Source organism: Paenarthrobacter aromaticivorans (assembly GCF_019038615.1).
GTDB classification, from domain to species: domain Bacteria; phylum Actinomycetota; class Actinomycetes; order Actinomycetales; family Micrococcaceae; genus Arthrobacter; species Arthrobacter aromaticivorans.
Window position 1 is genome coordinate 172,180 of the sequence record NZ_JAHOPC010000003.1, and the last position, 14,822, is coordinate 187,001.

At 62.0% G+C, this 14,822-nt stretch carries 12 protein-coding genes; 1 reads left to right on the forward strand and 11 read right to left on the reverse strand.

All coding sequences use genetic code 11. The features are described from left to right. Nucleotides 1–252: 252 nt before the first annotated feature. The 11 genes from KSW38_RS07475 to argS form a co-directional block, all read right to left on the reverse strand. Nucleotides 253–1,209, reverse strand: coding sequence for a glycosyltransferase (locus tag KSW38_RS07475; RefSeq protein ID WP_216923960.1), 957 nt, complete (start codon nt 1,207–1,209; stop codon nt 253–255). Continuing rightward, nucleotides 1,210–1,995, reverse strand: coding sequence for a WecB/TagA/CpsF family glycosyltransferase (locus KSW38_RS07480; protein ID WP_216923961.1), 786 nt, complete (start codon nt 1,993–1,995; stop codon nt 1,210–1,212). After that, entirely contained in the window at nt 1,992–2,834 is an 843-nt protein-coding gene (locus tag KSW38_RS07485) for an L-threonylcarbamoyladenylate synthase (RefSeq protein ID WP_216923962.1), read from the reverse strand. The genes KSW38_RS07480 and KSW38_RS07485 overlap by 4 nt, the downstream gene beginning before the upstream one ends. A 12-nt stretch (nt 2,835–2,846) precedes the next feature. Beyond that, the gene (gene prmC, locus KSW38_RS07490; protein WP_216923963.1) at nt 2,847–3,719 is read right to left on the reverse strand and encodes a peptide chain release factor N(5)-glutamine methyltransferase; all 873 of its coding nucleotides are present in this window, start codon (nt 3,717–3,719) and stop codon (nt 2,847–2,849) included. A 59-nt stretch (nt 3,720–3,778) separates the two neighbouring features. Then, nucleotides 3,779–4,852, reverse strand: coding sequence for a peptide chain release factor 1 (prfA, locus tag KSW38_RS07495; protein ID WP_216923964.1), 1,074 nt, complete (start codon nt 4,850–4,852; stop codon nt 3,779–3,781). A 238-nt stretch (nt 4,853–5,090) separates the two neighbouring features. Continuing rightward, a complete protein-coding gene (gene rho / locus KSW38_RS07500; protein ID WP_216923965.1) occupies nt 5,091–7,277 on the reverse strand; it encodes a transcription termination factor Rho in 2,187 nt (728 codons plus the stop codon). Between the two features lie 307 nt (nt 7,278–7,584). Continuing rightward, a complete protein-coding gene (thrB, locus tag KSW38_RS07505) occupies nt 7,585–8,559 on the reverse strand; it encodes a homoserine kinase (protein ID WP_216923966.1) in 975 nt (324 codons plus the stop codon). Between the two features lie 2 nt (nt 8,560–8,561). Next, a complete protein-coding gene (thrC, locus tag KSW38_RS07510; RefSeq protein WP_216923967.1) occupies nt 8,562–9,665 on the reverse strand; it encodes a threonine synthase in 1,104 nt (367 codons plus the stop codon). After that, nucleotides 9,666–10,982, reverse strand: a complete 1,317-nt coding sequence (locus KSW38_RS07515) for a homoserine dehydrogenase (RefSeq protein ID WP_216923968.1) — start codon at nt 10,980–10,982, stop codon at nt 9,666–9,668. Next, on the reverse strand, nt 10,975–12,459 hold the full coding sequence (lysA, locus tag KSW38_RS07520) for a diaminopimelate decarboxylase (protein ID WP_216923969.1): 1,485 nt from the start codon (nt 12,457–12,459) through the stop codon (nt 10,975–10,977). Before lysA ends, KSW38_RS07515 begins: the two co-directional genes overlap by 8 nt. A gap of 4 nt (nt 12,460–12,463) precedes the next feature. After that, nucleotides 12,464–14,113, reverse strand: coding sequence for an arginine--tRNA ligase (gene argS, locus KSW38_RS07525; protein ID WP_216923970.1), 1,650 nt, complete (start codon nt 14,111–14,113; stop codon nt 12,464–12,466). A 229-nt stretch (nt 14,114–14,342) separates the two neighbouring features. Here argS and KSW38_RS07530 point away from each other — a divergent pair, with 229 nt between their 5' ends. After that, nucleotides 14,343–14,819, forward strand: coding sequence for an FMN-binding protein (locus tag KSW38_RS07530; RefSeq protein ID WP_216923971.1), 477 nt, complete (start codon nt 14,343–14,345; stop codon nt 14,817–14,819). The last annotated feature ends 3 nt before the right edge of the window (nt 14,820–14,822 follow it).

Here is a 14,822-nt window from a genome sequence, read left to right on the forward strand (position 1 = left end):
GAATCAGCTACACGGACCAAGGGATGCAGCCGGTGCATCGCTGAAAAGCCGTGTAGTTCCGGGCAGGTCAAGGTGTGGATTTCTGTCTGTCGATAAATGGAACTACTCCGTCGCCATGCCTGCACCGGCTGTGCCAAATGATGCTGGGATTTCTGTGGACTCTAGTCACGATACTAATGCCAACGGTCGTGACCACCGGCGTGACGCAGCCGCAAAGCTACAGCTGATGTGCTGCAGCCAAGCGGCTGCCTTCTACTTGGCAGGCTCCTGGACGTTTCGCAGGGCGTAGATCCCCTTGAGCACTTCGGCGTTGGACCGGGGCGCCTTCAAACTGTGGCGCAGGCCCTTGAACAAGCCATCCAGCAGGATTTTGCGGTTTGACGACGCAGCAATGGTCTTGGCCCAATTACGCAGCGAAGCTCCGGTAAAGAGGACCTTCTCCCAAGGGGCCAAGGCGTTGGATCTGGTGTAAACCCAGAGCTTGTTACGAACTTCGTAGTAGAAACGAGGGCCGGGGTCCGCCCCTGCATCTCCAAACACTTTCGTGTGATGATTGGCTACCGACGCACTGGTAGCCAGGGCAGTTCCCCGGCGCGAAACCCTTGCCGTGTATTCGAGGTCATCGTTCCAGATGAAGTAGTCGGCTATGGGCAGTCCGTGACGCCGGATCTCGTCAGCGCGAATCAGGACAGAGACGAAGGATGCGCTGCGGATCTGAACCGCCCCGATCCTGGCAGCGGTGCTGCGCGCCGCCTCACTGGCACCGATGCGTGGACGCATGCGATTCATGGGGTGGTCGCGCCCATCCGTCCACACTACCCGGCTGGCGATGAACGCAGGAGCTTCCCCGGTCTCCTGTTCATAAGCCTCGGACACATCCAGCGCCTCACGAAGTGCCCCAGGCTGCGGTTCGGTGTCGTCGTCCATGATCCAGACGTGGTCGGCACCGTGGTCCAGGACTGCACGCTCCATACCCACAACAAATCCCCCGGCGCCGCCCACGTTGGCATTGAGCGTCACAACGTCCGTCGGAACAGCGCCCCGATAGGTCCTGAGGAATTCCGCAGTTTCGTCTGTGGACGCATTGTCCACGACGACGACGGCGTCCGGCACCTCGGTCCCGGCGGTAATGCCGGCCAGGGTGGTCTCAAGGAGTTCACGCCGGTTAAAGGTCACCACAACGGCGACCACAACGGGTTTGGACGTCATTTACTTGCCTTTGGTCTGGGATGGCTGGAAGTGGCGCCGAACCAGCAGGCCCGCCAGCTTCCACGGTTCAACAAAAACTCTGTAGGCAACACGGCCGGGATGGAGAACCAGGCGCCACGCCCATTCGAGCCCAAGGCGCCCGAGCCAACGCGGCGCAAGCTTCTGGACGCCGGCCACCTGTTCAATGGCACCGCCAACGGCACAATACACGGCGGGTGGAAACTGGGTGAGTCGTCGATGCAGGACCGTCTCCTGGAGCGGCATGCCAAGGCCCAGCAGCACCAGTTGAGGACGGAAGCGGTCCAACCACTCCACGACAGCCATTTCCAAAGCCTCGTCCCATCCTTCGCCGGGCATACCATCTACCGTTGCATCCGGAATAATCGTGCGCAGCCGGGCCACCGCTTGCGTATTTGCAGCCCGTCCGGCACCGATCACGGCCACCCGTTCCAGCCCCTTCACTCCTCCAAGAGCCGGGATCCAGTCCATGGATCCAAGTCGGTAGGCCATGGGGCCTTGTCCCAGGGGCTTCAGTTGCCGTTTGTGGGCCAATCCCCAAAGCATGGCTACAGGAGCGCCGTCAAGGAGGACGATCGAGCTTTGATCGTAAAGTGAACGGAAATCTGCACACGAGTGGAACAGCGTAATGCTGTGAAGATTGTGGCCGAGCACAGTACGGGTGGTTCCGGTGGAGATGAGTCCGTCCAGGGCATCGATCAGTTCATTGACGCGCAGCGGAGTCGCGTCGACGTCTAGGACGGGGACGCGCTGGCGGTCCGGAATCATTCGGGTTTGGCTTCACGTGGGGCGTCGGGTGCCGATGCTGGTACAGCAGGCGCCGGGTCCTCGACGGCGGGTGCTTCCGTTACTTCGATGGGTGCGTCTTGCGCCGCGGCCACTTCGGAGACAGGGTTTTCCTGTGCTGCTGCTTCGGTTTCTGCTGCCGGAGCAACGGAAGGTGCAGTCTCGCCAACGCCAAGGACGGAAGGAACAATTTCACGCAAGCGTTCCAGCGAGATGGCCCCCTGACGAACCACCCGGAAGGGTTCGGAGGTTGCATCCACGATGGTAGAAGGCAGTGCAGCAGTACCCTTCACAGGCCGGAAGCCCCCTTCAAGGTAAACCTCCACGGAATCTGCCAGCTGGAGCCGCGCCTCGGACGCGGTCTGCGCTGCTTCCTGGCCCGTGCGGTTGGCCGATGACACAGCCAGCGGCCCGGTAAGGCCCAGAAGCTCCAGTGCGAGTTCGTCGTCAGGCATCCGCAGGGCCACAGTGCCCTTGGTATCACCCAGATCCCAATCCAAAGACGGCTGGGCGTGGAGGATGAGCGTCAAGCCACCGGGCCAGAACGCCTGTGCCAAGGCCCTGGCGTCGGAGGATACATCGCTCGCGAGTCCGTCCAGGGCGTTGATGCGCGGAATCAGGACCGGTGGGGGCATTTGCCGGCTACGTCCCTTGGAAGCCAACAACATTGTCACGGCCAAGGGGGAAAACGCGTCAGCTGCAATCCCGTACACGGTGTCCGTCGGCAGCACGATGCACTTCTTTTCGCTGATGGCACGCTGCGCGTGTCGAAGTCCTTCAGCCCGCTGGTCATCGGAAGTGCAATTGTAGGTTGTGGTCACAGCGCTATTCTTTCACTCATCAGGAGCCTTGTTTGCCAGCACAGCGCTCGTGGCCCGTTCCTTGCCGTTGAGGTCAAAGTGCGTGGTGATGTCCTGCCAACGTCCTGCTCGACGCAGCATGCCGCTGATCCAGTCCGCCTGGACTTCTGCGTGTTCCATCACGAAGTAGCCGCCAGGTTTCAGGAGACGGCCCGCAGTGGCTGCTGCCGCCGTCGGGAGTTCCATGCCATCCGCTCCCCCGCCGTACAGTGCTTCGGGCGGATCATGCAGCGCAACTTCCGGCTCGTTCGGGATTGCTTCTGCGGGGATGTACGGAGGATTGGACACCACAACGTCAAAGGAGCCGTTGTGTTCGGGCAAGGCATCCCTAAGATCACCCTGGATCAGCGAGACGCCCAGCGGTTCAAGGTTCCTGCTCGCCCAGGCGTGGGCGAAAGTGCTGAACTCCACGGCATGGACTTCAGCTCCGGGAACCTCGTGGGCGATTGAACCGGCAATGGCCCCGGAACCGGTACCGAGGTCCACGATCTTGGGGTGGGACATGCCGGCCACGTGGTCGATGACAAGCTGGACAACGGATTCCGTCTCGGGCCTGGGAATGAATACGCCGGGCCCCACCCGCAGTTCAAGATGGCGGAAATACGCGACGCCGGTGATGTGCTGAAGCGGTACGCGCCCGGCACGCTCAGCCACCAGTTCGGCGTAGCCTTCAGGGGCGGGCGAATCACCAAGGAGCATAGCCCGCAACCGGCCCAGCCCCACGCCCAACAGGTGCTCCGCAAGAAGTTCGGCATCGACGCGCGGGGTAGGGACTCCGGCGTCGGATAGAACCGCGGTGGCCTCGCGAACGGCGTCCGCGAGGCTTTGGCCTGGGAAAATCGTCATATCTGTACCCCGAATTCTGTACCCCGATAGCTGGAAATCGGCAGGCTTGTGGGGCTCTGCTATTCGCCCAGAGCGTCCAGACGCGACTGCTCGTCGGCTTCAATTGCCGACTGGATGACGGGTTCCAGATCACCATTCATGACGGCGTCGAGGTTGTACGCCTTATACCCGGTGCGGTGGTCCGCAATGCGGTTTTCCGGGAAGTTGTAGGTGCGGATGCGCTCCGAGCGGTCCATCGTACGGATCTGCGACTTGCGCTGTTCGGAGTTGGCGGCGTCGATCTGTTCCTGCTGGTGGGCCAGGAGCCGGGCACGAAGCACGCGCATACCGGCTTCGCGGTTCTGCAGCTGCGACTTTTCGTTCTGCATGGCCACCACGATGCCCGTAGGCAAGTGGGTGATGCGAACGGCGGAGTCGGTGGTGTTCACGGACTGGCCACCGGGACCGGAGGAACGGTAGACGTCGATCTTGAGGTCGTTCTGGTTGATTTCAAGTTCTTCGGGTTCATCCACTTCGGGAAGCACCAGGACGCCGGCCGCGGATGTGTGGATACGGCCCTGCGACTCTGTCACCGGAACGCGTTGTACCCGGTGCACGCCGCCTTCGAACTTCAACCGCGCAAAGACGCCCTCTGCGGGGTCGTTCGAGTTGCCCTTGATGGCCACCGATACGTCCTTGTAGCCACCCAAGTCAGACTCCGTGGCGGAAATCATCTCGGTCTTCCAACCCCGGGATTCGGCGTAACGCATGTACATGCGCAGAAGGTCACCGGCGAACAACGCAGCTTCGTCGCCACCTTCGCCACCCTTGACCTCAAGGATGACGTTGCGGGCATCGTCAGGATCACGGGGAATCAGCAGACGGCGCAACTTCTCCTGGGCAGCAGGAATCTGCTCCTGCAGCACTTCTACCTCTGCGGCGAAATCGGGATCCTCGGCAGCCATTTCCTTGGCGGCTTCGAGGTCGTCATTGAGTGCGCGCCACTTGTTGTACGCCTCCACAATGCCCTGGAGCTGGGCAGAACGCCGCCCCAATTTCCGGGCAGCAGACTGATCGGCATAAACAGCAGGATCACTCAACTGCGCCTGGATAGCAGCATGCTCATCAAGCAATCCCTGTACGGACTCAAACATTTTCAAACAACCTTTCAACGCTGCGCACAAGTTTAGTGGCGCAAACAGCGGAAGGTGACACGACCGCCGTCGGGTAATTTTGCCAGCCCGCGAAGGCGAGCCGAAAACGGAACGAGCCGCTGATTCTGCTGCCCCGGGAGTGGCTTCGGGCCTGCCGGAGCGTGGTGGTCAAGTCCGAAAGGACTTGGCCGCCACGCGTAGGGGCGGGGGCAGCAGAATCAGCGGCTCAGTAAAGCAGCTATTTGTCGTTGTCCGACTTCGCTCCAAGGGTTGTCTTCTGAACCTGCATGAGGAACTCGACGTTGCTTTGCGTCTCCCGGATCTTGTTCGTCAGCAGCTCAAGGCTCTGCTGCTGCTCAAGGCCTGAAAGGACCCTGCGCAGCTTCCACATGATCTTGACTTCTTCCGGCGAGAGCAGGTTCTCTTCGCGACGTGTGCCGGACGCGTTGACGTCCACGGCCGGGAAGATTCGCTTGTCTGCCAACTGGCGGGACAGGCGGAGCTCCATGTTGCCGGTGCCCTTGAACTCCTCGAAGATAACCTCGTCCATCTTGGAGCCGGTCTCGACGAGCGCCGTTGCCAGGATGGTGAGCGAGCCACCGTTTTCGATGTTGCGGGCAGCACCGAAGAAGCGCTTCGGCGGGTAGAGCGCTGCGGAGTCCACACCACCGGACAGGATGCGGCCGGAGGCCGGTGCTGCCAGGTTGTAGGCGCGGCCCAGGCGGGTCATGGAGTCCAGGAGGACCACCACGTCCATGCCCATTTCAACGAGGCGCTTGGCGCGTTCGATAGAGAGCTCGGCAACCGTGGTGTGGTCGTCTGCGGGACGGTCGAAGGTGGAGGCGATGACCTCACCCTTGACGGTGCGCTGCATGTCCGTGACTTCTTCGGGACGTTCGTCAACCAACACCATCATGAGGTGGACCTCAGGATTGTTGGTGGTGATCGCGTTCGCAATGGACTGCAGAATGAGCGTCTTTCCGGCCTTGGGCGGGGAGACGATCAGGCCACGCTGGCCCTTGCCGATCGGAGCCACGAGGTCGATGACACGCGGACCGATCTTCTTGGGGTCGGTTTCCAGGCGCAGGCGCTCGGACGGGTACAGCGGCACGAGTTTGGCGAACTCGACACGGTCCTTGAGCTCTTCAGGAGTCTTGCCGTTGACTGAAGTTACACGAACAAGGGCGTTGAACTTCTGGCGCGAAGACTGCTGGTTGCGGTCTTCACCTTCGCGTGGTGCACGAATAGCGCCAACGACGGCGTCTCCCTTGCGGAGGTTGTACTTCTTGACCTGTGCCAGCGAAACGTAGACGTCGTTCGCACCGGGGAGGTAGCCGGAAGTCCGGATGAATGCGTAGTTCTCCAGGACGTCCAGGATGCCCGCTACGGGGAGCAGGACGTCATCTTCGGTAACCTCGATGTCGTCAACATCCGGGCCCTGCGCACGCCCACGGCGGCGTTCGTTGCGGTCGCGGAAGCGGTCGCTGCGGGTGTTGCCGTCCCGGCCGTCCTGGCCGCCACGACGGTCGCTGCGCTCGTTCTGATCGTTGCGATCACGGCGGTTCCTGCGGTTGCGGCGATTGCCCGTATCTTCGAGGTCGTTGTTGTCTTCGCGCCGGCCACGGGAGTCACGACGTTCACGCGACTGATCGCCGGACTCGGCCTGTTCGCGCTGTTCAGTACGCTGTTCAGTGCGTTCGCCGCGCTGTTCACGCTGCTCAGTCCGCTCGGCGCGCTGCTCACGCTGTTCGGTCCGTTCGCCGCGCTGCTCACGCTGCTCAGTCCGCTCGGCGCGCTGTTCACGCTGCTCGGTGCGCTCGGGACGCTGCTCGGCGGCCGGTGCTTCTACGCTTTCGTCCGGAGTTGCAGCAGTCTCGCTGCGACGACGGTTACGGGTGCGGGGCTGGCGACGCTCGGTGGCGGCTTCGCTGCCTTCCAGCGCTGCCTCGGGCTCTGCAACCGGCGCAGCGGGTGCTTCGGCAGGTGCAGCGGCCTCTGCGGCGGCCACAACACCATCGCTGGTGGCGCGGCGGCTACGGCCACGTCCACGTCCACGAGGGGCTTCCTGGGCCGGCGCTTCGGTGCTTTCTTCAGTGGCAGGAGCGCTCTTCTCCGCAACCTTGACCTCGGCAGCAGGCGCTGCCTTCGGCGCGGTTGCAGCCTTCGGCGCGGTGGCAGCCTTCGTCGATGCCTTGGCCGGGGCCTTGGCGGTAGAAGTCCCGGCACGATGGGCGGAAATGGCTGTAACCAAGTCCCCCTTACGCATACGGGACCCACCGGAGATCCCCAGCTGGCTGGCAAGAGCCTGGAGCTGGGCGAGCTTAAGGCCTGCAAGGCCGCTGCTCTTGGTGGTTGCTGCTGTTGACGACTCAGCAGCAGAAGTTGTTGTGTCCACAGCTGAAGCCAGCTCAGTGGTTTCTGTCACGAAGGATCCTTCCCCCTCGACGGCGTCCAGAGCGAGAGCTGGACGCGATGATTTGTTCTGGGCTGCAGTTCAGATCTGCAGCCGGTGATTTCGGCCGTGCCTGATGGATTGTGGCCAACAGGGCCGGATACTGATCGTCTTCACTGAACCCAGTTGCCCGGACAGCCGACTGAATTTTCAGGGAACAGAGAGAGTTCTGCGGCACCTGAGACAGGCCGGAAGGAGACGGCACCGCCAGACGTTGGCGCAGTTGACGAAAGGAACAGCGAAACCGCCAAGATCCAAAATCAGGGAACTGCCCGCGGCTTTACCGCCGGTGCACTTCCACTCTAGCACCTTCAACGTCCACAGCCAGCGTCATCACACGCCAACCGACGTTGGGTGTGTTGGCGGCAGTAAACGCCTCGATGAATTCGGCAACAGTCGCTGCTTCGCCGGGCCCGTTGGCGAGGACCATGACAGTAGGACCGGCACCGGAAACCACGGCCGCGTGACCGGCCGTCCGTAGGGCCGCAATAAGGTCCGCGCTGGGCCGCATCGCTTCGGCCCGGTAGCTCTGGTGCAGGTAGTCTTCGGTACCGGGCAGCAAAAACTCCGGCTGCGTGGTCAGCGCGTGGATCAGCAACGCTGCACGTCCGGAGTTCATCGCAGCAGCATGGTGACCCACAGACGCGGGCAAGAGTCCGCGGGCAGTTTCGGTGGAGAGTTCATAGTCTGGAACCGCCACCACAGGAACGACGGATTGGGCTACTTCAGCACGCGTACTGCTGTACTGCTCGCTGTCCTGCCATGACAGCGCCAGCCCGCCGAAAATGGCGGGGGCGACGTTGTCCGGGTGGCCTTCCATTTCGCTGGTCAGCTGCAGGATCCAGTCGAGATCCTGCTGCGCCTCTTTGGGAACCAAGGAATTAGCTGCAGTGACGGCTGCGACAACTGCGGAGGCTGAGGAGCCTAGCCCCCGTCCATGCGGATTAACGTTGTCGGCCGTGATCCTTAGGCCGGAGTGCCGGAACCCCAAACGTTCCAGGGCAAGGTCGATCGCACGCACCACCAAGTGGCTGGAGTCGCGCGGAAGGGTATCGGCGCCCTCACCGGAGAGCTCGAATTCGAGCTCTCCGGTGGTGAGCGTTTCCACCGTCAAGGTGTCATAAATGGATAGGGCCAAGCCGAGGCTGTCGTAGCCGGGACCCAGGTTGGCGCTCGTACCGGGGACCTTGACGGTCAGCCGCTGGCCTGCCGCGACGAGTTGACGATCGGTCGCGGTGGGCTGCGTTTGTTCCACTCTTACTTTTCTTCCAGTCCCAGTTCCGCGGCAACGGTCACGACGTCATTGGAAACCTTGACCGGCTGGACATCGCTACCGTCCTCCGTGCGGAGGGCCCACTGCGGGTCTTTCAGTCCGTGGCCGGTAACGGTGATGACGATGGTCTTGCCGGACGGAACCTCACCAGCAGCGTGCTTCTTGATCAGGCCTGCCACGCCAGCAGCAGAGCCGGGCTCGACGAAGACGCCTTCCTTGGACGAGAGCCAACGGTGGGCGTCCAGGATTTCCTCATCAGTGACGGCTTCAATCAGCCCACCGGATTCGTCGCGGGCAGCGACGGCTGTGTCCCATGATGCCGGGTTGCCGATGCGGATGGCAGTGGCAATGGTGTCCGGTTCAGTGATCGGGTGCCCTGCAACGAACGGCGCTGCACCCGCAGCCTGGAAACCCCACATTATGGGCGTCTTGGTGGAGACGGCCGGCAGTGTGCCGTTGGCGGTCTCGAAGGGAGCGGCGTACTCCTTGTATCCCTTCCAGTAGGCAGTGATGTTGCCGGCGTTACCAACAGGGAGAACGTGGATGTCCGGGGCATCGCCCAGGGAATCCACAACTTCGAAGGCACCGGTCTTCTGGCCCTGGATACGGGCAGGGTTGACCGAGTTCACCAGGAAGACCGGGTAGGACTCGCCCAGCTTGCGGGCAATGTCCAGGCAATTGTCGAAGTTGCCGTCCACCTGCAGCAGCGTGGCGCCGTGCGCGATCGCCTGGCTGAGCTTGCCCATGGAGATCTTGCCTTCGGGGACGAGCACAGCGCATTTGAGGCCTGCGGCCGTTGCGTAGGCCGCGGCCGAGGCCGAGGTGTTGCCGGTGGACGCACATACAACAGCTTTGGCGCCGGCTTCGACGGCTGCCGTCATGGCCATGGTCATGCCACGGTCCTTGAAGGAACCCGTGGGGTTCATGCCCTCGACCTTCAGGTACACCTGCGAGCCGGTCAGCTCGGAAAGCTTCTGTGCGTGGACGAGCGGGGTGCCGCCCTCGCCGAGGGTGATGACCTTGGTGGCTTCCGTTACAGGCAAACGATCAGCGTATTCGCGGATTACTCCGCGCCATTGGTGAGCCACTTAGACCCCTTCTACCCGCAGTACGGATGTCACAGAATTGATAACGTCCAGGCCCTTGACGGCCTCGACGGTTGCTGCGAGTGCAGCTTCGGATGCACGGTGCGTCACGATTTTCAGCTCAGCCGACTCAACGTTCGAGGCAGAGTCGCGGTGGATCGTTTGACGCATGATCTCGATGGATACGCCGTTCTCCGCAAAAATGTGGGCGATGCGAGCCAACACACCTGCTTGGTCTGCTACGTCCAGGCCGATGTAGTAGCTGGTGTTGGAGGCATCAATAGGCAGTGCCGGAACATGCCCGGTAGTTGTTTCCGTGCGGCCGGGACCGCCAAGGACCAGGCGCCTGGCAGCGGAGACGAGGTCACCCAACACAGCAGAGGCAGTGGGAGTCCCGCCTGCACCCTGGCCATAGAACATCAGCTCACCAGCGTTTTCGGCTTCGATGAAGACGGCGTTGAACGCGCCACGGACGGCTGCCAACGGGTGTTCGCGCGGCAGGAGGGTGGGGTGCACGCGCACCGAGATTCCGCTGCCGTTCTCTGAGGCTTCGATTTTCTCGGCGATGGCCAAAAGCTTGATGACGAAGCCGGCTTCCTTGGCCGAAGCGATGTCCGCAGCGCTGACCTTGGTGATCCCTTCGCAGTAGACGTCATCCAAGGAGAACCTTGTATGGAAGGACAACGATGCCAGGATCGCGGCCTTGGCAGCTGCGTCATGGCCCTCGACGTCGGCAGTGGGGTCAGCTTCGGCGTAACCGAGGCGCTGTGCTTCGGCAAGGGCGTCCGCAAACTGGGCGCCAGTGGTGTCCATCTGGTCAAGGATGAAGTTGGTGGTCCCGTTCACGATCCCGAGAACCCGCGTAATGCGATCGCCGGAGAGGCTGTCGCGGATCGGGCGCAGGATGGGAATAGCACCGGCAACGGCAGCTTCGTAGGACAGCTGAACGCCGGCCTTGTCCGCCTCTTCGTAGAGAGTGGGGCCGTCCTGCGCGAGCAGTGCCTTGTTGCCGGTGACGACGCAGGCGCCATTCTGGATGGCGGTAACGATGAGCGTACGTGCGGGTTCAATGCCGCCCATGAGCTCGATGACGAGGTCTGCGTCCTTGACGAGGGTCTCGGCGTCCGTGGTGAAGAGTTCACGCGGCAGTTCGACGTCGCGCGGCGAGTCGAGGTTGCGCACGGCAATACCGGACAGCTCGAGGCGCGCGCCACTGCGGGCGGCCAGTGCCTCGGCGTCGTCAATAAGAATGCGCGCGACCTGGGCCCCTACATTGCCACAGCCCAGCAGGGCCACCTTCAGGGTTCGCACTTCAGACATTCGCCACTCCCATGTCGCGGTTCAAGAGATCTTCTTCGGTTTCCCCGCGGACAATGAGCCTGGCGGCTCCGTCGCGGACAGCGACAACGCCAGGCCGGGCCAGGTAGTTGTAGTTGCTGGAGAGGGCCCAGCAATAGGCGCCGGTACCCGGTACTGCGAGCAAATCACCGGCTGCCACATCCGCGGGCAGATATACATCTCTAACAACTATGTCGCCGCTCTCGCAATGTTTGCCCACTACTCGGGACAGTTGCGGAGCTGCATCGGAGTCGCGGGAAGCCAAAATCGCCGAATAATCCGCGTCGTAAAGCACCGGACGGGCGTTGTCGCTCATTCCACCGTCCACCGACACATACCGACGCGGATACGTAACGTTCTCTAGACCTTTTTCCGTGCCCGGAACATCCACGCGAACAGTTTTAAGCGTGCCTACCTCATACAAGGTGAACGTGGTGCTCCCGACGATCGCGCGTCCGGGTTCGATGGAAACGCGGGGCGCTTCGATGCCGAGTTCCGCGCACTTTGAACGCACGACGGCGGCCATCGCCTGCGCGATTTCCGCTGCAGGGCGGGGCGTGTCTACTGGCGTATAGGCGATACCGTAGCCGCCCCCGAGGTCCAGTTCCGGCAGAATGACGGAGTATTTGGCCTGCATCGCTGCCTGAAAGCCGAGGAGCTTTTCAGCAGCCAGCGCGAATCCGTCCGCCTCGAAGATCTGGGAACCGATGTGGCAGTGCAACCCCAGGAGTTCCACGCTCGGGTACGACGTCGCGGCGGCAACGGCTTCCTCAGCGGCGGACAGGCCGGCTTCCTCGGTGGAGTCCTCAGCCATGGAGAGGCCAAACTTCTGGTCCTCGTGCGCTGTGGCGATGAATTCGTGGGTGTGGGCGTGCACACCCGGTGTGAGGCGCAGCATAACCTTGGCAATTTCGCCGCGACTGGAAGCAATCTTGGCGACTCGTTCCAATTCGTCAAGGCTGTCCACCACGATCCTGCCGACCTTCATGTCCAGCGCCCGGTTGATCTCGGCGTCGGACTTGTTGTTGCCGTGCAGGCCCAGGTTGGCACCCGGGACTCCGGCGCGGGCGGCAACAGCCAGTTCGCCTCCGGAACAGGTGTCCAGGCGAAGTCCTTCCTCAGCTACCCACTGTGCCACTGCCGTGCACAGGAAGGACTTGCCCGCGTAGTAGACGTCCACTCCCCCACAGATGTCGGCAAAGGCGTCGTCGAAAGCGTCCTTGAAGGCACGGGCACGGGATCGGAAGTCAGATTCGCTCATCACGAACAAAGGCGTGCCGAACTGTTCCTTGAGGTCGCTGACTGAAATCCCGTCAATAGTGACCTCACCGGCGTCGTTCTTCTCCACACCGGCTGCCCACATCGGTGCCTGAAGGACGTTAAGGTCCTCCGGGACGGCCAGCCATTCAGGGGCAAGCGGAGAGGCCTGGGGTGAATTTGGTGCGGTGTTTGTCGTCATGGCCTTACATCCGTTCCGGCGCGGAAACGCCCAGCAGTCCGAGTCCGTTGGCCAGCACCTGGCTGGTGGCATCGTTCAGCCACAGCCGGGTCCGGTTCACGTCCAACACCGGATCCTCACCCTGCGGGGAGACACGGCAGGCGTCGTACCAGCGGTGGTAGGCACCGGCGATGACCTCAAGATGGCGGGCTACGCGGTGCGGTTCGCGGAGCTCGGCTGCTTTGGCCACGATGGAGGGGTAGCTGCCCAAATAGGAGAGAAGCTCGTTCTCCGTGGCGTGATCCAGCAGCGATGCGTCGAACACAGAGCGATCGACCCCGGCTTCGGCGGCGTTGCGCGCGGTTCCCCTGGAGCGGGCATGGGCGTACTGCACATAGAACACGGGGTTCTCGTTGCTGTTCTTCTTGAGCAGTTCCGGGTCCAGTGTCAGCGGCGAGTCCGCAGGGAACCGGGCAAGGGAGTAGCGCACTGCGTCCTTGCCCAACCAGGAAATGAGGTCCTTGAGTTCGATGATGTTGCCCGCGCGCTTGGACAACTTGGCGCCGTTGACGGACACCAACTGTCCAATGAGAACCTCAATGTTTACTTCGGGGTCGTCGCCCGCGCACGCTGCAATAGCCTTGAGGCGATTGATATAGCCGTGGTGGTCTGCGCCAAGAAGGTAGATCTTCTCGGTGAATCCGCGGTCCTTCTTGGAGAGGTAGTACGCGGCATCGGCGGCGAAATATGTCGGCTCTCCGTTCGCGCGGATCATGACGCGGTCTTTGTCATCGCCGAAGTCAGTGGTGCGCAGCCAGACGGCGCCGCCGTCGTCGAAGACATGGCCCTGTTCACGGAGCCGGGCAACGGCAGATTCAATGGCACCGGCGTCGTGCAGTTCCTTCTCGGAGAAGAAGACGTCGAATTCCACGCCGAAATCTGCCAGCGTTGCTTTGATATCCGCCATCTGTGCCTCGTAGGCAGCAGCACGGATAACCGGCAGGGCAGCCTCGTCCGTGAGTTCACGGATATCCGGGTGCGCTTTGAGTACTTCATCGCCGAGTTCGCGAATGTACTCACCGGGGTAGCCGCCCTCGGGGACGCCCCGGCCGTGGAGCCGGGAAAGTACTGAGTTGGCGAAGACGTTCATCTGCGAACCGGCGTCGTTGATGTAGTACTCAGCGGTGACGTCGGCTCCCGAAGCCCGCAGCACGCGCCCGATCGCGTCGCCAAGGGCGGCCCACCGGGTATGGCCAATATGAAGAGGCCCCGTGGGGTTGGCCGAAACGAATTCCATATTCACAACATGTCCTGCGAGCGCCTGGTTGGTCCCGTAGGTGGAACCCGCCTCAACGATTGCCTTGGCAAGTGCGCCTGCCGTAGCAGCATCAACGGTGATGTTCAGGAAGCCGGGACCTGCGATTTCAACTCCGGTCACGCCGGCGATTTCCTGCAGGCGATGGCTGAGGATTCCCGCGAACTCGCGCGGATTCGTGCCGGCCTGCTTAGCCAATTGCAGGGCAATATTGGTGGCCCAGTCTCCATGGTCCCTGTTCTTGGGGCGCTCCACCCGGACGTCGTCGGGGACAGCGGATTCCGCCAAGGCGATTTCGCCGGCAGAGACGGCATCCTTAAGGCAGGTGGATATGGCAGCAGAGAGTTCTTCGGGAGTCACCCATCCAGCCTACCGGGGGCCCGCGAACTCGAGGAATTAAGGCTCGTTTATGTGGATATCTTGGACACAGCACTTATACATAAACCGCTGGCGGCACTCACAGACTGAACCATTACGCTGATTTCGACGTTGTGAAGACGTAAGAGGTGGCTCTAACGGTCATCCAGAGACCGAAACCATCCGTTGACCGCATGTTGATCACATCTTGTCCAGTTGAAACGAGCAGAACATGACTACGCCACTCCGCAAGAGCCTCTACGTCGGGTTCGCCAGCGTTTCCATTATCGGGACCGCAGCTGCCTGTGCCCCCACGACGCAAGCCCCTTCAACGCAGACACCCGCTACCCAGAATGGTGGCCAGGCTTCTACCGGCAGTCCTTCTTCCTCCGGTTCGGCTGGAAAGGGTAACTCCACGTACAAGGACGGCACGTACAGCGCCGATGGAACGTATACGTCGCCGAACGGCCAGGAGACCGTTGGCGTTGAGCTAAAGCTGGCCGGGGACAAGGTGGAGGCAGTGAATATCACCGTCCACCCCTCCAACCCCAATACCAAGAAGTTCCAGGGCGAGTTTGCCAGCGGTATCGCGTCACAGATAGTTGGCAAGGACATCGACGAACTGAACGTTTCCAAGGTGGCCGGTTCCTCGTTGACCTCCGGGGGCTTCAACGATGCCGTGGAGCAGATCAAGTCCCAGGCAAAGTAGCAG

Coding starts and splice junctions, on each gene's coding strand:
- KSW38_RS07475 (WP_216923960.1), bottom strand. CDS start 1,209: ATGACGTCCAAACCCGTTGTGGTCGCCGTTGTGGTGACCTTTAACCGG.
- KSW38_RS07480 (WP_216923961.1), bottom strand. CDS start 1,995: ATGATTCCGGACCGCCAGCGCGTCCCCGTCCTAGACGTCGACGCGACT.
- prmC (WP_216923963.1), bottom strand. CDS start 3,719: ATGACGATTTTCCCAGGCCAAAGCCTCGCGGACGCCGTTCGCGAGGCC.
- prfA (WP_216923964.1), bottom strand. CDS start 4,852: ATGTTTGAGTCCGTACAGGGATTGCTTGATGAGCATGCTGCTATCCAG.
- KSW38_RS07515 (WP_216923968.1), bottom strand. CDS start 10,982: ATGTCTGAAGTGCGAACCCTGAAGGTGGCCCTGCTGGGCTGTGGCAAT.
- lysA (WP_216923969.1), bottom strand. CDS start 12,459: ATGACGACAAACACCGCACCAAATTCACCCCAGGCCTCTCCGCTTGCC.
- KSW38_RS07530 (WP_216923971.1), top strand. CDS start 14,343: ATGACTACGCCACTCCGCAAGAGCCTCTACGTCGGGTTCGCCAGCGTT.